Annotated in this window: 19 protein-coding genes and 1 riboswitch; of the genes, 16 read left to right on the forward strand and 3 right to left on the reverse strand. The window is 30.3% G+C overall.

Features of this window, described 5'->3' with window-relative positions; translation table 11 throughout:
* Window positions 1–339: 339 nt before the first annotated feature.
* The 14 genes from AB8B23_RS04000 (at window position 340) to AB8B23_RS04065 (ending at window position 15,495) form a co-directional block, all read left to right on the forward strand.
* Complete coding sequence (locus AB8B23_RS04000; RefSeq protein WP_369713540.1) at window positions 340–966, forward strand: ribonuclease HII; 627 nt, start codon at window positions 340–342, stop codon at window positions 964–966.
* Between the two features lie 35 nt (window positions 967–1,001).
* A complete protein-coding gene (locus AB8B23_RS04005) occupies window positions 1,002–1,604 on the forward strand; it encodes a hypothetical protein (protein ID WP_369713541.1) in 603 nt (200 codons plus the stop codon).
* Window positions 1,605–1,676: 72 nt separating this feature from the next.
* Window positions 1,677–2,063: a hypothetical protein gene (locus AB8B23_RS04010; protein WP_369713542.1), complete on the forward strand. Its 387-nt coding sequence runs from the start codon at window positions 1,677–1,679 to the stop codon at window positions 2,061–2,063.
* Between the two features lie 38 nt (window positions 2,064–2,101).
* Window positions 2,102–2,659 (forward strand): hypothetical protein, encoded by a 558-nt coding sequence (locus tag AB8B23_RS04015; RefSeq protein ID WP_369713543.1) that lies wholly within the window; start codon window positions 2,102–2,104, stop codon window positions 2,657–2,659.
* Between the two features lie 62 nt (window positions 2,660–2,721).
* Window positions 2,722–3,936, forward strand: coding sequence for a tetratricopeptide repeat protein (locus AB8B23_RS04020; RefSeq protein ID WP_369713544.1), 1,215 nt, complete (start codon window positions 2,722–2,724; stop codon window positions 3,934–3,936).
* A 142-nt stretch (window positions 3,937–4,078) separates the two neighbouring features.
* Window positions 4,079–4,426 carry a YraN family protein gene (locus AB8B23_RS04025; protein WP_369713545.1) on the forward strand — a complete coding sequence of 116 codons (348 nt, stop codon included), beginning with the start codon at window positions 4,079–4,081 and terminating at the stop codon, window positions 4,424–4,426.
* 9 nt (window positions 4,427–4,435) lie between these two features.
* On the forward strand, window positions 4,436–4,636 hold the full coding sequence (locus tag AB8B23_RS04030; protein WP_006804457.1) for a zinc ribbon domain-containing protein: 201 nt from the start codon (window positions 4,436–4,438) through the stop codon (window positions 4,634–4,636).
* Between the two features lie 67 nt (window positions 4,637–4,703).
* On the forward strand, window positions 4,704–5,318 hold the full coding sequence (locus tag AB8B23_RS04035) for a ComF family protein (RefSeq protein WP_315288314.1): 615 nt from the start codon (window positions 4,704–4,706) through the stop codon (window positions 5,316–5,318).
* Window positions 5,315–7,894 carry an alpha-amylase family glycosyl hydrolase gene (locus tag AB8B23_RS04040; protein WP_369713546.1) on the forward strand — a complete coding sequence of 860 codons (2,580 nt, stop codon included), beginning with the start codon at window positions 5,315–5,317 and terminating at the stop codon, window positions 7,892–7,894. Before AB8B23_RS04035 ends, AB8B23_RS04040 begins: the two co-directional genes overlap by 4 nt.
* Window positions 7,895–8,013: 119 nt before the next feature.
* Window positions 8,014–9,093, forward strand: coding sequence for a thymidine kinase (locus AB8B23_RS04045; protein ID WP_369713547.1), 1,080 nt, complete (start codon window positions 8,014–8,016; stop codon window positions 9,091–9,093).
* Window positions 9,094–9,118: 25 nt separating this feature from the next.
* Complete coding sequence (locus tag AB8B23_RS04050) at window positions 9,119–11,326, forward strand: ATP-dependent helicase (RefSeq protein WP_369713548.1); 2,208 nt, start codon at window positions 9,119–9,121, stop codon at window positions 11,324–11,326.
* Window positions 11,327–11,494: 168 nt separating this feature from the next.
* Complete coding sequence (locus AB8B23_RS04055) at window positions 11,495–12,925, forward strand: nicotinate phosphoribosyltransferase (RefSeq protein WP_369713550.1); 1,431 nt, start codon at window positions 11,495–11,497, stop codon at window positions 12,923–12,925.
* A gap of 100 nt (window positions 12,926–13,025) precedes the next feature.
* Window positions 13,026–13,676, forward strand: a complete 651-nt coding sequence (gene tpx / locus AB8B23_RS04060) for a thiol peroxidase (RefSeq protein WP_369713551.1) — start codon at window positions 13,026–13,028, stop codon at window positions 13,674–13,676.
* A 193-nt stretch (window positions 13,677–13,869) separates the two neighbouring features.
* Window positions 13,870–13,967, forward strand: a riboswitch (glycine riboswitch).
* A gap of 184 nt (window positions 13,968–14,151) precedes the next feature.
* Window positions 14,152–15,495, forward strand: coding sequence for an alanine/glycine:cation symporter family protein (locus tag AB8B23_RS04065; protein ID WP_369713552.1), 1,344 nt, complete (start codon window positions 14,152–14,154; stop codon window positions 15,493–15,495).
* A 62-nt stretch (window positions 15,496–15,557) separates the two neighbouring features.
* On the opposite strand, the gene AB8B23_RS04070 is transcribed toward AB8B23_RS04065, so the two are convergent.
* From AB8B23_RS04070 to AB8B23_RS04080, 3 genes are all read right to left on the reverse strand, one after another.
* Window positions 15,558–17,297: an ABC transporter ATP-binding protein gene (locus AB8B23_RS04070; protein WP_369713553.1), complete on the reverse strand. Its 1,740-nt coding sequence runs from the start codon at window positions 17,295–17,297 to the stop codon at window positions 15,558–15,560.
* Window positions 17,298–17,309: 12 nt separating this feature from the next.
* A complete protein-coding gene (locus tag AB8B23_RS04075; RefSeq protein WP_369713554.1) occupies window positions 17,310–19,046 on the reverse strand; it encodes an ABC transporter ATP-binding protein in 1,737 nt (578 codons plus the stop codon).
* 233 nt (window positions 19,047–19,279) lie between these two features.
* Window positions 19,280–20,077: a class I SAM-dependent methyltransferase gene (locus tag AB8B23_RS04080; RefSeq protein WP_369713555.1), complete on the reverse strand. Its 798-nt coding sequence runs from the start codon at window positions 20,075–20,077 to the stop codon at window positions 19,280–19,282.
* A gap of 263 nt (window positions 20,078–20,340) precedes the next feature.
* On the opposite strand from AB8B23_RS04080, the gene AB8B23_RS04085 reads away from it, so the two are divergent.
* Complete coding sequence (locus tag AB8B23_RS04085; RefSeq protein ID WP_369713557.1) at window positions 20,341–21,468, forward strand: acyltransferase; 1,128 nt, start codon at window positions 20,341–20,343, stop codon at window positions 21,466–21,468.
* Window positions 21,449–23,104: an AAA family ATPase gene (locus tag AB8B23_RS04090; RefSeq protein ID WP_369713558.1), complete on the forward strand. Its 1,656-nt coding sequence runs from the start codon at window positions 21,449–21,451 to the stop codon at window positions 23,102–23,104. Before AB8B23_RS04085 ends, AB8B23_RS04090 begins: the two co-directional genes overlap by 20 nt.
* Window positions 23,105–23,180 lie beyond the last annotated feature (76 nt).

The following is a 23,180-nucleotide window of genomic DNA, read 5'->3' on the forward strand; positions in this document are numbered from 1 at the left end:
TGCTCATTGCCGCAAATCCTTATCTTGCAGTAAAGGTTTATCCTGATAATTAAAATTGTGGCAAGATTGCTACGTAATAACTTATGGTTAGTCTACACATTTTTCTGCACTGCCAAAAAACTCGCTATGCTCAGACAGTTTTGCCAGCACAGAAAAATGTTCCGACGGATTAGGTTATGCTAGACTCTGTTTAAAAAATGAAAATTATATCTTAAATTTCTTGAAAATATTAGGTTTATATCTTTTATTGGAAAAGTTTATAATAAATTCATTATTTAAATTGGGAATGGTATCAAATTTTAAGTTTAGAAATATTATAGAAAGTAAAGGAATATGCTTATGGATAAAAAAAATGAATTAATGGAATTTGACGAAAAATACAATAAGATTGTTGTTGGGGTTGATGAGGCTGGAAGAGGGCCTTTGGCAGGGCCAGTTGTGGCTGGAGCTGTAATTGTAATTCAGGATTTTCCAGAATTGCAGGAGATTAACGATTCGAAGAAGTTGACTGAGAAAAAAAGAGAAAGATTGTTTGAAGCAATAGAAAAAAATTGCATCGTGGGAATTGGGATTGCGTTAGAAAAGGAAATTGATGAGATGAATATTTTGAATGCAACATTTCTAGCAATGCGTCGAGCGATTAATCAAGTGGCTGAAAAATCAGCATTTGATATAGTTTTAATTGATGGTAACCATTTGATTCGTGAGTATGAAGGAGAGCAGGAGTGCATTGTGAAAGGAGACAGCAAGTCGTTAGCCATTGCGACAGCTTCGATTGTGGCAAAGGTTACAAGGGATAGAATGCTTTGTGAGATTGCAAAGGAATTTCCTGAATATGAATTTGAGAAGCATAAAGGATACGGGACTAAGAAACATAGGGAGATTTTGCTTGAAAACGGGGCTTGTAAGTATCATAGGAAGACGTTTTTGAAGAAGATATTGGGTGGAAGTGGGAAGAAAAAATAGATTTTTATTTATTTAGTAGAATGAAGGGGATTAAAATGTTGGAAATTATGGAAGATGAAGAAGAAAGATGGATTGAGATAGTAGATGATAAATTATTAGGTTTTCTATATAATATTAGTGATGATGTTTTGAAATTTGTTTGGAAAGAAAAAGGTATTGAAATATTGGGGAAATACTTTGATGAAAATCAGTCAAATTATCTTGATGAATTTGCAGAAGGTTTTTTTGAAAATATAGAAGATGTTGGTTTTGATGAAATTATTTATGAAGTTATAGGTGAAACAAAAAAAGAATGGCTGACAGAAAAGTTTTTATCCCAAAATAAATATAGAAATTTTATACATATTTCATTATTTACTTGTCCTGATGAAATAAGAAATTTAGATGATGAAATTCTTTGGAAAAGTTCAGAGTTGGATTTAGAGGATAGGGAACTTGTGGAGAATATACGTAAAAAAATGGAAGAAAATTTTAAAATTGGAAAAAAATATGTAAGTTACAAAAATGAATTAGAAAAATTGGAAAAATCAGAAATTAATAATGAAATTATAGAAGCAAAAAAACAAAAAATTATTAAATTTTTAGAAAAAAATCGGAAAATCGGTATGGAATATTTGAGATATCTGAAATTTTCATAAATTTTTATGAGAGGTGGGAAATTTGAAGTGATTTAGAGATGTTTGATTAAATGAGAAGATGAAAAGTTTTATATGAAAAAATATTTAATGGAGAAGTTATGGACATTTGAATATGACTATGATACGGTAGTAATAAAAGAATTAAAAAATAATGACAAAAAATGGAATGTTTCATTTGTAGAATTTGATGTAAAAGATTTTATTAGAAAAAGGGATATTGTTAAAGGAAAATATGTATGTGAAAGTTTGAAGGTGGATAGTGAATTGATAGCTGTACAGCCTTTTCCAAATTCGCCACATATAGAAGCTATAGTGAAAAAACATATAAATTCATATTCTTTATTATTAGAATTAGCTATTTTAGATTCAGAAATTTTAGTTGAATTTGAAAATGATGTGACTTATGAAAAAGATGATGTTATTTTTTTTGAAGGTGAACTTTCGTTTGAATTTTTATAAGAAAATATTTTGAATGAGAATTAAAAAGGAATTTAGGTATGAAAAAATGGGAAGCGGTTGCATTACAAGAATTTTCACAATGGTTTATTATGGATGTAGACGATGATAGAGAATGGATATTTACCGATATGACATTAGGAACATTTATGCAACCATTAAAGGATACAAAAGAATATTGGATATTTTTTGTAGAAATGATTTACAAACTTTATAAGTGTGATTTGATAGAATTTCCAGATGGAGAATTTCCAATAAGAATGTTAGTGGGAACTAAAAATTTAGAAGAATTTTATTCTAATTCAATAGAAGAATTTTGTTATTTATTAGCAAATAGATTTGAATACAGAAAAAATGATTATGCTCATGAACCTTATATTTATCCAAAAGAAAGGTATAGAGAACTTATAACAAAATATGAGAATGATATGGACTATATTTCTGTCTGGTATATTAATCCAAATAAAATTGATGAGGAAATAGAAAATTTTAAAGTAAATGAAAATTTTGTAAATGAAATTGAGAAAATATTTGAAGAAAGTGGAGTAGAGTGGAAAGATAAGGAAAAATTTTTGGGAAAAGAGAAAATAATAAAATGAGAATACAAATCTTAAAAAATAGTATTTTTTAAAAAGAAAGTTTAGAAAATAGGAGAACTGTTATGATTTTGTGGAAATTAAAAAAATTTTATAGTAAATATTTACTAACTATTTTATTTTTATGGTTATTAAGTTTTACTATAATAAGTTGCTCTAAACCCACAAATAGAGTTAAAAATGAAGATAAAAAATATCTGGAATTAATATCTTTAGGAGATGTAGAAAGAGATGAAGGCAATTATAAAAATGCCGAAAAATATTATGAGGAAGCAAAAAAATACGATAATGGTGCATATTTAAGTATTGCTTATTTATACTACAATTTTATTGATAAGAATGAAGGTGAAAAGAAATACAAAATTGCATATGATAAAGGAAATTCTCAAGCAGCATATATATTGGGGAGTATTGCTTATAAAAAAGGAAATTTTAATTTAGCGAAAGAATGGTATTTAAAGGGTATTGAAAAAGGAGATAAATTTTCTAACATTGATTTGGGGAAATTATTAATAAGTGAAAATAAAATTGATGAGGCAAAAAAATATTTGTTAAAAGTGGAAGATGGAAATGATGCTGAAGGAATATATTATCTTATGACAATTTATTACAGAGAAAAAAATAAGAGTAAGATTCATAGCTTAAAGGAAAAAATGTTTGGAAAAAATAAAATGAATGGAATAGATGATGAAATAATGTTAAAAATAGACTTGATGTTAGGAGATGAGAATGAAAATAAAAAATTTGAATTAATTGATGAAGCAGATTCCTTGATGAGAATAAATAAATACGAAGAAGCAAAGAAAAAATATGAAAAATTATTAGAGTATGGATTTGAAGGATACTATTTTCTAGGAAATATGTATAAATTTTTAGATAATAATTCAGAAGCTATGAAGTATTACGAAATCGCTTATAAAAAAGGAAATATGGGAATGGCGGCATATAAGATTGGAAATATTTATGAAGAGGAAAATAATAAATTAGAAGCAAAAAAATGGTATCAAGCAGGAATAAATGCAGGAAATTTACAATCAGCAAGTACATTAGGAATGTTAGAAATATCCGAAGGTAATGAAGAAAAAGCTAAAGAACTATTTTTAAGAGGTATTGAACAGAAAAATGCGGAAGCAATATTAGGAATGATGGGTTATTATCAGAAAAAAGGGAATGATAAAAAAATAAAAGAGTTATCCAAAAAAATATTAGAGGAAAAAGGATTATTATATAATTCATTAAATTTGAATAATATAGCGACAAAAGTGTTTTTATATGATTAAATAAATTCAAATAAAAAAAGAAGAGAAGTTTTCCAGTCTTGAAAAATAAGTGAAAAATTGGTATCATATAATATAAAATTAAAAGAATAAATATGGATATTTATGATACAATGTAAAAAAGGAGATGGGACGAGAATATAGTATGAATAAAAGGGAAATTGGGTTTAAGTATGAGAATGTGGCGAAGGAATATTTGATTTTGCAAGGGCTTACGTTTGTTGAGAGTAATTTTTATACTAGGTTTGGGGAGATTGACTTGATTTTTTTTGAAAAGAAGAGTCAGACGCTGGTGTTTGTGGAGGTCAAATATCGGAAGAATGATTTTTTTGGATCGGCAATTGAGATGGTGACGGAGGATAAGCAGAATAAGATTCTTGCAAGTTCACAAATTTATCTTTTAAAAAAGGAATGGGATAAAAATGTAAGGTATGATATTGTTGGAGTAAGTCGTGGCTCTAACAGTATTGAGTGGTTAAAAAATGCGTTTTGAGGTGATTATATGAGAAATGATGAGAAATGTTGCAAATGTGGAGAAGAAATGTTTGAAATGAAAAAGGTGGCAATTCCTACAAAAAAAGTTGCTGGAACGCAGATTGCCATTGATACATTTTATTTGAAAATATGTAAAAATTGCGGATATACAGAGATGTACTCAACTAAAATAGTTCAAAAGGTTGAGGATCCAGTTGAGGGATATTAAATTTTTTAAGGAAATAATATTTAATTTTAAAGGAATTTTATTTAGAAACCAGGATATAATTTCAGGGGTGGAATTAGTTGAGTACGGTATTGTATCGAAAGATACGAAAAATATTCTGAAAAGTCTGAAAAAATTGCGGAAATTAAATAATATTTATTATGTGTGGGACTACAATAAGGAGTTTAAGAGGTTAATTTATTCTTATAAATATAATCATAGAAAAATCATGGCAAAATTGATTGCTGAATTGATAAAGGAAGAATTTTATTATGTTTTGAAACGTGAAAAGATAGATGTTGTCGTGAGTGTGCCTGTCAGCAGGAAAAGAAAGAATGAAAGAGGGTATAATCAGGTTGATGAGATTCTGAACTGTCTGAAAGTGAATTATGTTCGGATTGAGAGAATAAAAAATACAAAAAAGATGGCTGGAATTTTAGACGAAGAGGAAAGGAACAGGAATATTGAGGGAGCTTTCAGAGTTTCTAAGAATGTTGACTTGAGCAATAAAAAAATTTTGATACTTGATGATATTGTAACGACAGGAGCTACGCTTAGGGAAATAAAAAATAGCATTTTAAGGCAATTTGATAATAAAGATAAAAAAAATGGAAATAATATAAAAATTACCGTTTTTTGTCTGGCTGCGGCTAGGGAGATTAAGGTAAATAGAGGAGAAATATGAGTTTTAAATTAAAAATGAAATTTTTATTGTTTTTAGTAAGTTCAGTTGTTTCATTTTCTGCACAAAATGAAAATTTTCAAATGAATATTAAAAATAATGATATAAACAATCGTGAAGATTATTTGATTAATGCAGTAAAAAGAAAAAATAAGAATAAACAGGAAAATATTGAAAATTCAGAGAATAATGAAACAGGGCAAAGTGAGGAAAATTCAACAGAATCATTGAAATATAGCCAAAGAAATGATGGAGTTATTGACTTGAATTCGTTAGTTCATAAGGAAGATTCTGAATTCAGGGTACTTAATGGAAATAATGTAAAGATTATGTTAAGAACGAAAAATAACGATGTTTATTCTGCCGAAGTTGTCTACAGTGGCGGAAAAAAAATGATGCGTGGAATTGGAAATTATGGTGGTAACGAGATTTTTATGGCTGAAATTCCAAGCAATGTGTCAAGTTATTATTTTGTATTAACTGATGACAAGACAAAGTATTATATGGGAAGAAATATTACGAAAAATCCTGCAAATGTAGAGAAATTTGAATATTCACGTTCTACAAAGCTTACAACGATTCCAGAATGGGCTAGAGGCTCAGTTGGATATCAGATTTATATTGATTCGTTTAGAAATGGCGATGTGGATAATGATGCGATTTTTAATGAATTTGGGACAGATGACTTTTCAGAGCCTACTGGAGAAATTCGTTCAGGAACATCTAAGAAAGACTTAGTGCTGGCATATTGGGGTGGAAATGAAAAACCGCAGTTTTCTTTGAATGAATGGAACAGTAACTATGAGGAAAAAAATGAATGGGAAGAAAATACGCTAAATGACGTGCAGAACTACACACGTTACTATGGTGGGGATTTACAGGGAATAATTGACAAACTTGACTACATCAAAAATCTTGGTGTGGAATACATAATTCTATCATCGCCATTTTATTCGCTTTCAAACCATAAATATGATACGATTTATTTTAATCATGTGGATCCGTATTTTGGATACATTGAGCAGACTGGAACATCAAAAGGGCTTGATATAAAGGCAAAAGTTCATAATAACAATGGGGATAAGGAATTAAACTTGCTTATTTTCAATCCTGAAACGGATAAAAATTTACTTGACGAGGATTTACTTAATGTAAAAAGCTGGATTTGGACAGATTCTGATTTGCAGTTGGCAAGTCTTGTAAAACAGGCTCACCAGAAAGGGATGAAAGTAGTTCTGGAAGTGGCTCCTGATACAACGTCAAGCAGATTTTTTGCTAGAAATAATAAAGAATTTTCTAACTGGTATTTAAAGGATACTGTGCTTGACTTAAAAAATCCGCAAGTTAGAAATTATATTGAAAATGCGATGAAAAAATGGATTTTAGGACCTGATGAGACTTTTAAAAAAGATGTATATGATGACGGAATTGACGGAATAAGATATGTTTATTACGACAATGAGAATAAGGAATATCTTGCGCAAATTACAGAAAATTTGAAAAAATATAAACCTGACTTGCTAATTACAGGAGAGGTTTCAAACAGTATTACAAAAGATGTTGAAGATGGGATTTACGATAGCGGTGCAGATTACAATATAGTTAATAATATCATAAAATATACTGTAAATACTAATCCAAGCTACCGTATCGGCGGAGTAGAATTTGCTACAAAACTGAATGAAATTTACAACAGATATTCAAGTAACCGTTTTAATATGACACAAGTATTTATTGGTTCTCTTGATACAGATAGAATCTTTAGTGGAATGATAAATCCAAATAGAGTTTATGATAGAAATAATCAATCGGATCAAGGATACTTGAATATTCGTCCTGATTTGTATGACGGAACAGCTGTAAGTAAGCTGAAAAGAGTCGTTGCAATGCAAATGATGCTGCCTGCTACACCAGTTATCTATTACGGTGATGAAAAGGGAATGTGGGGAGCAGATTCGCCACGAAATAGAAAACCTATGTTGTGGGAAGATTACGCACCATACGATCCTGAGACAGATAGTATAAGTAAATATAAAGACAGACTTAGAAGTTTTCCTAGTGTTGTGGAAGTAAACGAAGTTCAAAAATGGATTTCGTATCCTGTAAATAGCAATGCAGATATAGAAAATCATTATAAAGCCTTACTAAAAGTCAGAAAAGAACATAAAAATCTGTTTAAAAATGGTAAATTAAGAATCCTTGAAGTTTACAGTGATCCCAAAACACGAGGTCGTATTGATTCAGAAATATCAGATTATTTAACTGATCAGAATAGACGGGCAAAATTGTACCAAGGGCGTGATTTTACACCAGCAAGACCAAATACAGACTTTATTTCCTACGAAATTTCAGCTGGAAATGAATCAATGATAATTGTAGTAAATAACGGAGCAGACGAATATCCATTATCATTGCAGGTACCAAAATTATTTGGATTTTATCGAAATCAGCTGAACTTAAAAGAAAATTACGCAATTTCTGATAAAAAAATTCAAATTAACGTAAAACCTTATGAAGTCAAAGTTTTATATAGTAATGCAAAAAATATGTTTGATTCATTTAGGCAAAATAAAAATTAAAAATATGGGGGCAAGTCCCCCTTTTTAAAACGTAAATATGCTAAGCAAAAGAGATATTTTTGTTCAAAAAATTGTGGCAATGAGAAATCTGTAAAAAATAAATAAAAAAGGAAGATAAAATGATACAAAATTCTAAAATAGGAACATTGGAAGTTGTTACTGGAAGCATGTTTTCAGGAAAAAGCGAGGAACTTATAAGAAGGCTTAGAAGAGCTGAGTATGCGAAGCAGAAAATTGTAGCATTTAAACATGCTATTGATAACAGATATGGAGAAGAGGGAGTATTTTCGCATGGGAATGACAGTTTTAGAGCATATCCCGTGAGTGATGTTTCTCAAATGGAAGAAATTATGGAAAAAAATGTTGATGCGGAAGTAATTGGAATTGATGAGGTTCAGTTTTTTGGGGAAAAAATAGTTGAGTTTTGTAAGAAGTATGTGGAATATGGGAAAAGAGTGATTGTCGCAGGGCTTGATATGAGCTTTAGGGCAGAGCCTTACGAGCCAGTGCCAGAACTTATGAGTATTGCCGATCAGGTGGATAAGCTTCACGCAATTTGCATGATTTGTGGAAAGCCTGCTTATGCGAGTCAGCGTCTTATAAATGGGGAGCCTGCTTATTATGATGATCCGCTGGTTATGGTTGGCGCAAATGAAAATTATGAGGCAAGATGCCGAAGGCATCATATTGTAAGGCACAGAACTGATAAAAAAGGAAAAATATATTTTATAGTCGGAACGGAAATTAACGTTGGAAAGAAATTTGTTGAAAAAATGTATGAAGAGCAGCTATTTGAAAATAAAAAAGTAACAACAATAGTTATAAAAGGGCAAATGGAGGAAAATGAAAAAAGTGATTTAATAAAATTGCGTGAAAAAATAAATTTAGCATTAGTTGAAAATGATTATATCTTTGTCAGAATTACTGGCGGGCTTTTGTTAAAGCTGGAAGGAAGCTACAGTATTCTAGACTTTATGTGTGAATTTAGAAAAAATTCAGAAGTTATCATTGTTTCAAAAAACAAAAAAGGTGTACTTAACCAGATTTTATTGACAGTTGACTTATTAAAAAAATCAGACTTGAACTTGAAGGAAATTGTTTATAAGAATGGGAATAGTCACGCTGGAGAAGAAAAGGAAGAAAATGGTGTTATTGAGAAAATATCGAAAATAACGGAAGTTAAATATAGAGAATTGTAAAAAATAATGAGAAAAAAGGAGAAATATGAGCAGTATTTTAGATGAATTAAATGAAGAGCAGAGAAAAGCTGCGGAAAAAATAGAAGGGCCTGTATTGATACTGGCTGGAGCGGGAAGCGGTAAAACACGGACAGTTACTTATAGAATTGCACACATGGTAAAAGAAATAGGGATTTCACCGCTTAATATTCTGGCACTTACTTTTACGAATAAAGCGGCAAGAGAGATGAAGGAAAGGGCTACGGCACTTATTGGACATGAGGCGAATAATCTTGTAGTTTCTACATTTCACTCGTTTTCGGTAAGATTGCTTAAAACTTATTCTGAAAGAATTGGATATGGGCGAAATTTTAATATTTATGATGTGGATGATCAGAAGTCGATTATTACAAAAATAAAAAAGGATATGGGAATTAAGGATAATGATGGTGTTCAGCCGGGAAAACTTGCAAATAGAATTAGTAAATTGAAGGAACAGGGGATAGGAATTAAGGAGCTTGAACGTGAAATTGATATGAGAATTCCTGCGAACAGGCTTTTTGCCGAGATTTATCAGAAGTATGATGAAGTTTTGAAGGCAAATAATGCGATGGATTTTTCGGATTTGCTTTTGAATGCGAGAAAATTGCTGGATGATGCTTTTGTTCTGGAAAGAATACAGGAAAGGTATCAGTATATTGTGGTGGATGAGTATCAGGATACCAATGATATTCAGTATGAAATGATTAATATGATTGCAGCAAAATATCGAAATATCTGTGTCGTAGGAGATGAGGATCAGAGTATTTATGCATTTCGTGGGGCAAATATTAATAACATTCTGAATTTTGAGAGAGATTACAAGGAAGCATTTACAGTAAAATTGGAAAGAAATTATCGTTCTACAAAGAAAATACTGGATACAGCCAATGAACTTATTAAAAATAATAAAAGTTCAAAAGGGAAAACACTTTGGACAGATGGCTCAGATGGAGAAAAAATCAAGATTTATAATGCAATGACTGTTTATGATGAAGCAGATTTCATTGTGACAGAGATGAAGAAAAAGAAAAGAGACGGTGCCGATTACAAGGATATGACGATTTTGTACAGGACAAATGCACAGTCAAGAGTTCTGGAGGAAAAACTGTTGTCTGCAAATATTCCATATAAAATTTATGGCGGAATGCAGTTCTTTCAACGTAAGGAAATAAAGGATATTTTGGCATATTTGAGTCTTTTAAATAATAAAAATGATAATCATAATTTTTATCGTATAATTAATGTTCCCAAACGTTCTGTTGGAGAAAAGACACTGGAAAAAATACAGGAAGTTGCAAATGAAAAAAATATTTCGATGCTTGAAGCGCTTCACTACATTGATGAAATTCCTGTAAGAGCATCTACAAAACTGGCATTAAAGGAATTTTACAATTTAATGCAAGGTATTTACTCAAGCCTTGAAGAAATGTCAATTAAGGAAATATTTGATGAAATTCTTATAAAAACACGTTATATTGACTCAATTGAAGATAATAAGGAAGACAGAGTTAGAAATATTGAGGAATTGTTAAACAGTATTACTGAAATTGAAAAGCAAAATCCAAGCATGACCTTGAATGAATATCTTGATATGATTTCGTTAAGTTCAGCAACTGATGAAATGGAAGATGATGAAAATTATGTAAAACTTATGACAATTCATAGTTCTAAAGGACTAGAATTTGATTATGTCTTTCTTGCGGGAATGGAAGACGGGCTGTTCCCATCAATTTCTTTTGACGCTCCTGAAGAAGAGCTGGAAGAAGAGCGTAGACTTTGCTATGTTGCGATAACTCGTGCTAAAAAAGAACTGTTTATTTCCTATTCTTCATCAAGAAAAATTTGGGGAAAAGATGACAATTTACGTCGTCCATCAAGATTTATCTACGAAATGAAGCAAGACAATCTGGAATATGTGGGCGGAAAATACGCAAGCCTAAAAGGGCAATCTTCATCTCCAAGAAGTTTTACACCGAAAATAGAAAATTTTAATCCATTTTCTAAAGATAAACTGGGAATATTTGGTAAAAAATCAGGCTCTCAAACAACTTCAAATGTAAATTCTAAATATAAAGTTGGAGATGTTGTTAATCACAAGAAATTTGGGCGTGGAAAAATAAAAAAAGTGGATGCAAAAAGCATGGTTGTCGAATTTATGGTTGGAGAAAAGAAGATAGCGTTGGTACTGGCAGATAAAATTTTAGAAAAATAAGAAATAATCAATTATAGTGAGATTTGTTTTGTTAAATTCAAAGAGGTTTTACTGTATTATTTGTATGTATTCAAAGGAAAAAAAGTTATAATTGAATATACAAATAAAAAAGTGTAGGGAAGGAGAGTATGATTTTTACGTAACTTGCAATTATCATACAAAATAAAAATGAAAAATTTAATACTATCGACAGATTCTTATAAAATTACTCATCCATTTCAATATCCAGCAAATATGACGTATATGCACGATTATATCGAAAGCCGTGGTGGCTTGTACGGATATGTAAAATTTTTTGGACTGCAATATTATTTAATGGAATATTTAACAAAAAAAATTACAAATGAAATGATAGATGAAGCTAAGGAAATTTGTGAACTGCATGGATTGCCATTTTTTGAAGAGGGATGGAGATATATTGTAGAAAAACTGGACGGGAAATTGCCACTTAGAATTAGAACCGTGCCAGAAGGCAGTGTTGTAAAAAATCATAATGTGCTGGTTACAGTTGAATCAACTGACAAAAATGTGCCTTGGATTGCGGGCTGGGTGGAAACATTGCTGTTAAAAGTATGGTATCCAATTACAGTTGCAACATTTTCATACAAGGCAAAACAGATTATAAAATACTTTTTAGAGGAAACAAGTGATAATGTGGAGTCAGAATTGAAGTTTAAATTGCATGATTTTGGTTATCGTGGTGTTTCCAGCGAGGAAAGTGCCGGAATTGGCGGAATGGCTCATCTTACAAATTTTTATGGAACAGATACCTTAAATGCACTTGTCTTTGCCCGTAAATATTATAATGAAAAAATAGCCGCTTACAGCGTGCCTGCTTCTGAACATAGCACAATGACTTCATGGACTCAGGAATATGAAAAAGAGGCATACGAAAACATGCTTGATAAATTTCCAAAAGGAATTGTTTCAATCGTTCTTGACAGCTATAATTTTTTTAATGCGGTAGAAAATATTATTGGAAAAGAGCTGCGTGAAAAAATATTGGCAAGAGATGGAATGGTTACAATACGTCCAGATAGCGGAGATGCAATTACAAATATTTTATTTGCACTCGAAAGTCTGGAGGAGAATTTTGGGTATACTGTAAACTCCAAAGGATATAAAGTGATTAACAAAGTCCGTATTTTACAAGGTGATGGAATTAATGAAGATACAATCTGGGATATTTATAAATCTTTAAAGGATAATAAGTATTCTGCTGAGAATGTTACTTTGGGCTGCGGAGGATCTCTTTTGCAAGGAAATGAAAAATCTGGCATTAACAGGGATACTCATAAATTTGCCATGAAATGCAGCTGTATAAAAATTGGAAATGAAGTTAGAGATGTTTACAAAAATCCTGTTACAGATAAAGGAAAAGTCAGTAAAAAAGGACGGCTTGACCTGATAAAAAATAAAAATGGAGAATTTGAAACAGTAAATATTTCAGATTTACCTGAAAATCAATATCATGAAGATTCCGTAATGGAATGTGTTTTTGAAAATGGAAAAATTTTAAAAACATATACTTTTGAAGAAGTAAGAAAAAATGAAAGTTTATTGTATAATCCGAGTTTAATTAGAGAAGTATCAGAATAGAAATGATAAAATTAGATAAAAATAGTTTAAATTAAAACTGTAAAAATCATACAATTTAAATTTTTACAAACGATGGATAAAATTACGAAAGAAGGAAAAAATGAAAAAAATATTATTATTAGGAGCAGCTGCAGTAGTTCTGGCTGCCTGCGGAAATAAACCAAAAATAGAAAATGAAACAGGAAAGGCAGGACAGAATACAGAATATACACAATATTTGGATACTTTAAAAGCTGATAATAATTTAAAAATCACAATGGGAAAAGTTCCTGTAACAATTGTTGGAAAAGAATTAAAAGTTGGAGATAAAATAAGGGAAGTACCTTTAGTTGTAAATACAAAATTAGAAGAAAAAAATATTTTTGAAGATAAAAATATAAAAGTAATTTATACGGCACCGTCACTTGATACAAAAGTTTGTTCACTGCAGACAAAACAGTTAAATGAAGCAGCAAAAACTCATACAAATGTGAAATTTTACTCGGTAACAGTTGACACTCCATTTGCTCAGGAAAGATTCTGTACTGCCAATGAAATTAATGGATTAAAAGCAGTTTCTGACTTTAAATATCATCAATTTGGTATTCAAAATGGATTTTTCATAAAGGAAAAAGGGCTTTTAACAAGAGCATTGATGATAGTGGATGAAAATAATAATGTGAAATATATTGAATACGTATCTGAGGAAGGAAAAGAGGCAGATGTCGATAAGGCATTGAAATTTTTGGAAAATAAGTTGCTAAAAAAATAATATAAAATTAAAAAAAGATTAACTTAGAATACAATGAGAAAAAAATTGACACACAGAAAAAAATATGCTAACATATAGAAAAGTGAATAATTTGGATGAAGGTATGAGGAGAGATTTTGTCTCATTTATAAATTTTGTAAATGTAGAATAAAACACCGAAGAAGTGACTCTTTCAGGTAAAAGGACTCATAGTGGACGAGCCTCTGGAGAGACTGTCTTAAATGATGGCACCGAAGGAGCAAAGGAATTTTTATTCCCTAAACTCTCAGGTAAAAGAACAGAGAATGATACATATAAAATTATGGATTTTATATTTCTTTTTTAATATAAAAGAAATTTAAAGAGGTTGTCTTGACTTTATTTAAGTAAAAGACAGCCTTTTTCTTTGATTTATAATAAAATTTGTATTAAAACGCTTTAAACTTTTCTATCCATTCTAAAATTCAGAAATAAAAAACGAAGGAGAAGGATTTAGATGTTAGAAATTATTAAAAATTTTAATGAATTTTTTTGGGGAGTTATTTTAATTGTTTTGTTAGTTGGAACGGGAGTATTTTATACATTTCGGCTAAAATTTATTCAAGTTAGGGAGTTTAAAAGCGGTTTGAAACACTTGACGAGCGGATTTGATTTAAGCGGAGAAAAGGCGGATAATAATGGAATGTCGTCGTTTCAGGCTTTAGCAACAGCTATTGCAGCGCAAGTTGGAACAGGAAATCTCGCAGGAGCGGCAACAGCGATTGTATCAGGAGGACCAGGGGCAATATTCTGGATGTGGGTAAGTGCATTTTTTGGAATGGCAACTATCTATTCAGAAGCAGTATTAAGTCAGATTTTTAAACAGAAAAAAGATGGAGAAATGACAGGAGGCCCAGCCTACTACATTGAAACATTATTTAAAGGAGGAAAAGCGGCCAAATTTCTGGCAGGATTCTTTGCGGTTTCATGTGTACTGTCTTTAGGATTCATGGGAAATGCGGTTCAGGCAAATTCAGTAGGAGATGCTTTTCATAACGCTTTTCATGTTCCGACTGTTATAACAGGTATATTTTTGGCAATTTTATCCGGATTTATATTTTTTGGAGGAGTGAAGAGGATTGCTTCGGTTACTGAGAAAATAGTACCTATTATGGCGGTTTTATACGTTGTTATATGTGTGCTTATTATTGGGCTAAATATTGGAAATGCAGGCTTGGCATTTAAGGCAATTTTTGTAAATGCTTTTTCTACAAAGGCTGTTTTAGGTGGATTTTTAGGAATGGGAATAAAAAAAGCAATAAGATTTGGGGTAGCAAGGGGGCTGTTTTCAAATGAGGCTGGAATGGGTTCAACTCCACATGCTCACGCAATTGCAAAGGTTAAAAATCCTGAAGATCAAGGGCACGTTGCAATTGTTACAGTTTTTATTGACACTTTTGTAATTTTGACATTGTCAGCATTAGTAATTTTGATTGCAGACGGAAAAGCAGATGGAACTGGGATTTCATTGACACAGCACGCATTTCACGCAGTATTGGGGCATTTTGGAGTAATATTTGTTGCTATTGCGTTATTCTTTTTTGCGTTTTCTACTATAATTGGATGGTATTTCTTTGGGGAAGCTAATGTGAAATATCTGTTTGGTAAAAAAGCGCTTAATATTTATAGAATTTTAGTAATGATTTGCATAATTGCCGGTTCACTTCAAAAAGTTGATTTAGTGTGGGAACTGGCTGATATGTTTAATGGACTTATGGTAATTCCGAATTTGATAGCATTGATTGGACTGCGTAATCTGGTAGTAGAAGTCACGAAGAAAGATCCGCTATTAATAGATTAGATAGTTAATAAAAATACTCAAACTGTAAAAATAAAATCTGTAGTCTGAGTATTTTTTATTGTTTAAATCAGTTCAAATTCTGACTGTGCCTTTTCCATTTCAATGTACATTTTGTAATACCGCCCTTTATTTTTCATAAGCTGCTCATGATTTCCGATTTCTTCGATTATTCCGTCGGACATAACGATAATTTTATCATAATCTTTTATTGTATTGAGTTTGTGGGCGATTGTAATTACAGTTTTATTTTTTGTAAGAATATTGAGAGATTTTCTTATTTCGTATTCATTATCAGCATCAAGTGAGGCTGTGGCTTCATCGACTAAAATAATTGGCGTATCCTTTAATAATGCTCTTGCAATTGAAATTCTCTGTTTTTCTCCACCAGACAAAGTAGAGCCGCCTTCTCCGATTATAGTGTCGTATCCATTTTCGCTTTCCATTATAAAATCATGACAATTGGCATTTTTAGCCGCATTTATCACTTCTTCCCTTGTAGCATTTGGTTTTCCTAGTCTTATGTTATTTTCAAAAGTGTCATTTACCAAGTAGACATCTTGAAAAATCATGCTTATATTCGTAAGCAGTTCTTCAGGATATATTTTTTGGATATTTATTCCACCAATGGTAATTTCACCGGACTGGCAGTCCCAGAATCTTGCAATAAGGCTGGTAACGGTTGTTTTTCCAGAGCCTGACGAGCCAACTAGGGCAGTTTTTGTCCTCTGTTTTGCTTCAAAAGTGATGTTTTTTAGGACAGGAGTATCTTTTTTATAAGAAAAACTTATATTCTGGAATTTTATATCGTAATTTGGCAAAGTAACTTTTTCAAGTTCATAGGAAATTTCCTTTTCATTATCCACATTTATCAGTTTATCTGTGGCAAGTTTCAAGTATTGGATAAAAGTATATTGTGTAGAAAAGGCTTTTAGCACGTTTGAAAGTGAAAGTCCAATAATTATGTATGAAAAAAATTCCACTTTATTAATGGAAGAAGCCATAAAAAGTTGTGTAGACACAAGCAGAAGCAAGGCAAAGGAAATATCCGTAATAAGCTGAAAAATCATAACATAAGGGGCAAGAGCAATTTCAGTATTTATACTTTCCCTTTTCAAATCATTAAAACTGTCTTTTAACCTCTTAAATCGTTCCCCAGTCAGATTATATGCTTTAAAAAGTTCCATTCCAGCGATATATTCCACCATCCGTGAAACAACATTATCCATAGTATGCTTCTTTTTCAAAGCTATTTTTGCACCTTTTTTCGTTCCCAGAATGACAAATACTAATCCAGCCAGCGAGATTATTAGTTGCAGTATGGCAAGCAGGGGAGAAATTGCAAATATAATTAACAGAAGATAAATTGTCAGTATAGATAACTTTATAATTTCTGATGTGCTGTGAGTTATAACCTGCTCAAAATCTTGTAAATCATTTGTCATAATATTAATAATATTCCCAATGTTGTGACTGTTAAAGTATCCTAGATTCAAATTTCTCAAATGATCACCCATCCTGATTCTCAAATCCTGAATAATTTTAGCCCCCTCACTTTGAATCCCGATATATCCGATACGATTTAATACAAATCTGCAAATAATTGCAAAAATCATAATAAAAGTATAGATTATCAATTTTTTCATCATAAAATTATTATTCATCAAATCAATAATTGTAAAATAAAACATTGCATAGTTCATCATATAAAATAAGGCATCTATTGTTAGAAAAAACATTGGCTTTTTAAGATTTTTATATTTATTTCCAGCAAGAGTTTTTATATTTCTAATATCGTTAATCATTGTCTGCACCCCCTAAATTTCCTTATTTTCCATTAAATCATTATCGGTATATAAATTCCACAAATGCCAGTATTCTGACTTGTTTTGCAGAAGCTCCTTGTGAGTACCTTGCTCGGTAATACGTCCTTTATTCATTACAACGATATTATCGGCATTTTTTATTGTGTAAAGCCTGTGAGCAATTATAATGGCAGTTTTCCCTTTTAGTAAAGTACGTAAAGCCTCCTGAATTTTGGCTTCGTTTTCAATGTCGGAGTAGGAAGTAACTTCGTCTAGCACAATAATTGGGGCATTTTTTAAAATGGCACGAGCTATTGAAATTCTCTGTTTTTCTCCACCACTTAATTTAATTCCGCCTTCACCAATCACAGTTTCATATTTTTGAGGCAAAGACATTATAAAATCGTGAATTTGTGCCTTTTTTGCAGCATTTTCCACTTCTTCCAGCGAATAGTCCTTTCCCATTCTTATATTCTCAAAAATAGTATCGTGAAGCATAAACGTATCCTGAAAAACAAACGAAACATTGTCAGCCAATCCTGTGTAAGTAAAATCCTTAATATCAGTTCCATCAATTGTTATTTTTCCGCTATTTATATCCCAGAATCTTCCAAGTAGAAGTCCTATCGTTGTTTTTCCTGAGCCAGAAGGCCCTACAAGTGCGGTTGAAGTTCCAGCCTTTATTTCCAAGGAAAAATCATTTATAACATTTTTATTTTTATATGCGAAATTTACATTTTTATATTTTATATAACCTGAAAAATTAGAAGGAAAATTTACACTTCCAGATTTTTGCTCCTGTTCCCCATTGATTTCCATAATTTTCCCTAATCCTTTAGTTAATGCGGAAAGATGGTGTGCCAAGTCAAATAATGACTTTAATGAGCTTAAAAAAATTGTACTCATTAAAATAAATAAAATGTACGCAGATACTGAAATTTGATTATAAAACAGCATAAGTCCGCCAACAGGAATAATGAAAAGCAACCCCGAATCAGTCAGACAGAGAAAAATCGAGTAAAACGGTACACTTAGTTCTGTAAGCTCAATCCAGTAATCCGCATATTCCTGAGTAATATCCCGATAATCCTTGAAGGATTTAGCAGTAAGATTAAACGCTTTCATAACATTCATTGCATTTATGTATTCCATAATAGTAGCGTTTAAGTTTGCAAGAAGAGTATAATAATGTTCTACACGACTTCCATAACTTTGAAACATTTTCCCTTGTGCCATTATGCTCAAAATAATTGGAATAAATAAAACAAGTGTCAATTTCCAGTTAAAGTAAATCATAATCCCCAAAAATATTATCGGAGTTACAAGTGCCGATGACAAATCTGGAATCTGATGTGCAATAAAAAGTTCCAATTTTTCTATATCCTCATTAATAATCTTTTTTAGTTTTCCAGACATATTTTTCTTAAAAAATCCCATATTCAGCTTTGACAAATGCTCAATCAAATCAATTCGAATTTCGTACAAAATCGAAAAAGCTGCAATATGTGAAAAAACACCTGATAAAATTTGCATAATTATTTTTACAATTATAAAAAATATCGCAATAAATACACAGAACTTTATTTTCAAATAATCAATATTTGTTTTAAAAAGTTCTAGAACAATCTGATACACAAGAAGATAAGGCACAGCAGACAATATTGTACCGATTATACTGAATATTGCTGAAAAAATCAGCTTTATCCTATGTTTACCAGATAGACTTAGCAAGTATTTCAATTCTTTCATAATAACTCCTCCATTCATTTGTTTATAAAGGACTTTCTTTTAACAGAATTTTACTTGAAAATCATTTTAGTTGAATTAATAAATTTAGAAATGTCGTGATTTTTGGAATAAAAACGATAGTTTCCTCTTTTTTTCTAATTAAGAGAAAAAACTAAAAAATATAATAAAAATTTTTATTAACAAAGAATTACTAAATTTAAATGAAAACCATAATCTAAAGACTGAAAAAAAAATTAAAATTTTTCAAAAGTATAGATTCCTAGTCTGTTATTAACAATATAGAAGAACGGAATAAATAATTTTTTCCATCCAGGAAGATGTAATTTCATTTCATCAGTAAAATTAATAAGTCCAGTTTGCTTTAATTTTGGATTTAATTTTACAACTTCACTTCCATCCTTTACTCCCCATTTAAAAGTTGCGTTCATATTTTTTAGTACATCGTGATGTTTTGTCGCTTTTACTGTTCCTTTGTAAAGCAAGTCAAACTGAGCTTCAAAAGAATCAAAACTGTCAGTCAGCATTTCCAAAAACTCTTTAATCTGTTTTTCCTCAAAATACATGAGAACACCTTCTGAAATAATAAGAAGATTTTTACCATTTAATTCAATTTCCTTAGTCCAACTAGAATCAAATGCCGATTTTGGAATGTCAGTAACCCTTTCGCTAGGCTCAAAGAATAATTTTCTTTCTTCAATAACTTCAGGCAAGTCAAGGTTATACCATCGTATTTTTCCGTTGTCAATTCTTAAAAATCGTGTATCAAGACCGCTTCCTATGGATACAATTACACAATCTGGATACTTTTCCATAAATTTTTTTACTTGATTGTCCATGACTTTTGCACGTGACAGAATTCCATAGTATGAAGCCCAGGCCTTTTCAAATTTTGAAAAATTATAATCCAGCTGCGAAAAAATCTCGAAAGATTTTTTGTCATTTAAAATTGGATTTTTGCTTTTAGCATCTTTTGCACGTGTATATAACGTAACAAGCATAGTTTCTGAAACATTGTCAAGTTTTATTCCCATAACATGTTCCTCCTTATCATAAAAATTTTGATTATCAAACTATCTAATAGAATTATACCCGCATTTATTCAAAATGCAAGTTTTATTTAAAAAATAAAAATAGCTATTAAACTGTTAAAATCATATAAATTTGGTATTTGAGACCAATAATTATAATCGTAAGCCTATTTATATAAAGGAAAATTGATTGAAAAATAGCCTGAATTATGTTAAAATTAGTTGTATTTTTATTGAGGGAAATTGATAAATTTGGAGATTTATAAATGGTTAAAAGTAAAGACAGATTCTTTAATTTTGATATTTTAAAATGCATTGCAATTAGTATGGTTTTATTTATTCATATCGTTGCAAGCGAGTTATATAATTATGGTAAAATATCTGGAAACAGATGGATGATGGCAAATATTGCAGATTCACTTAGCAGAATGTGCGTGCCGATATTTATTATGGTTAGTGGATTTTTTCTGTTGAGAAAAGATGAGGATGTGAAAATATTTTTTAAAAAAAGATTTGCAAAAATCCTGCCTAAGTTTTTTGTATATTCTGTTATTTTTTTTATATTTACAATAATTTTTAAAGATGTTAAAGATAATGAATTATTTTCAGTTTTTTTTAGAAAATCAACTTATAAGACTATAATTTCGATTTTTTTCCAGAAAGAAAGTTATAATAATTTTTTTTCAAACTTTTTTCAAGGGAAAATTTATTATCATTTGTGGTATATTTATATGATATTGTCGCTTTATTTGATAACTCCATTTTTACGAAAAGTTGTAGCAAAAGTTGATAAAAAAAATATTAATTATCTGGTTTTTGTGTGGATAATATTTATGATTTTAGTACCATTTCTAAATGTGATTTTTAAGAAAAATATAAAAGTATATTCTCCAGCTGGGCAATATGTCGGTTACTTCTTAATTGGCTATTTACTTGCAGAAAAGCCTTTGAATATGAAAAAATGGAAAAAATATACAGGTTTTTTAATAGCAGTGTCACTAACTGTCTTTTTAACATATATATTTACAAAATCAAGTGGAAAATTTTTTGACTATTTTTACGATTATCACTCAGTTAGTGTATTTGTAGCCACAGTTTTTCTTTATGATTATATTGTAAATATTTTTGATGGAGAAAAAGTTTTAGGCAAAGTAAAAGGAATTATAAAGCCTGTATCAGCAAAAACTTATGATATTTATTTAATTCATCCGATTTTTTTATTTTTTTGCGAAAGAATATTAAAGTCCAGAATGAATTATTTTTTATATATAATTATTACGTTTTTAATAGTATTTTTACTATCATTTTTTACAAGTGAAATATTAGATAGAATATATAATTTTTTAGCTGGAATGAATAAATGGAGGGAGAAATATGGCAGAAAAAAAGACTAGAAATAGAAAGCCTTTGCCAATAGGGGTGTCCGATTTTAAGGAAATTATAGAAAATAATTATTATTATATTGATAAAACAAAGCTAATTGAAGATATTTTACACTACAGAGCAAAAGTAAACTTATTCACACGTCCAAGAAGATTTGGAAAAACCCTTAATATGTCAATGATTAAATATTTTTTTGATATAGAAAATAAAGAAGAAAACCGAAAATTATTTGAAGGATTAAGTATTTCTGAAAGTGAACACATGCAGGAGCAGGGGCAATATCCTGTTATATATATAAGTTTTAGGAACATGGAAGAAGTTAGCTGGAAAAACTGTCTGAGTCAGATAAGAGATTTAATAAGAAATATTTATATAGAATTTAAGTATATAAGAAAAAAATTGGATGAATTTGATTTGATGGATTTTAACGATATTTGTTTTAATAATGAAAATTCAAATTGGAAAGGCTCATTGAAAGCGTTGACAAAATATTTGTATGAATATTATGGGAAAAAAGCTGTTGTGTTAATAGATGAATATGATACGCCGATAATTCAGGCTTATCAGGAGGGATATTATAAACAGGCAATTTCTTTTTTTAAGAAGTTTTATGGAGATGCAATGAAAGATAATGAATATTTACAGTTTGGAATTATGACTGGAATATTGAGAATTGCAAAAGAAGGAATTTTTTCAGGATTAAATAATTTGAAAGTAAATAATATCTTTAGTGAAAAATATTCAGAGTATTATGGACTTACTGAAAATGAAGTTGTTGAGGCTGTGAAATATTATGGGCTGGAATATGAGATGGAAGATGTAAGGGAGTGGTATGACGGTTATCAGTTTGGAGAAACTGAAATTTATAATCCTTGGTCGATTATTAACTTTTTGGATGAAAAAAAATTACATCCCTATTGGATAGGCGTTTCAGGAAACAAGACAATATATGATTTGTTAGGAAAAACAGATAAAAAAGTAATAGAAGACCTGGAAAAACTTTTTGTGGGAAAAACAGTTTATAAGGCAATAAATGAGTATATGGAATATGTATTTAATGCAAGTGATATATGGGAATTATTTTTGTACAGCGGATATTTGACAACCGATGGTGAGAAAAAGGGTGAACTCTATCCATTAAGGCTTCCAAATAAAGAAATACAGACTTTTTTTAGAAAAATTTTTATAGATAGATTTGTTGGAAATTATACACAGTTTTCAAATATTGTAGAGAATTTAAAAAATGGAAAAATAGAAGAGTTTGCAAAAGGGCTTCAAGACGAGATACTTTCCTCACTTAGTTATTTTGACATGGAAAAAGATGAAAAGTATTACAAAATATTTTTAATTGGAATATTTATAATACTTGCAAATGACTATATTAGACTATCAGAAAGAAAAAGTGGCTATGGAAGGGCAGATTTAGTTTTAGAACCTAAAAACAAAATAAATCCAGCGTATATATTTGAATTTAAAGCTGTAAATAATGAGAATGAGCTGGAAAATTATGCAAAAACTGGATTTGAGCAGATAAAAGAAAAAGAGTACGATGTGGAATTAAGAAATAGAGGAATAGACAAAATTGTCTGTGTCGGGCTTGCGTTTTATAGAAAAAAACTTAAAATGAAATATGAAATAATGAAGTAAAATTATAATTAACTATTATTCAGCAAGAATAAGGCAATAGGTGTTAGGTTGCTGAATGTATATTGTAAAAATGGAA

The organism is Leptotrichia sp. HSP-342 (assembly GCF_041199995.1).
Lineage (GTDB): Bacteria > Fusobacteriota > Fusobacteriia > Fusobacteriales > Leptotrichiaceae > Leptotrichia > Leptotrichia mesophila.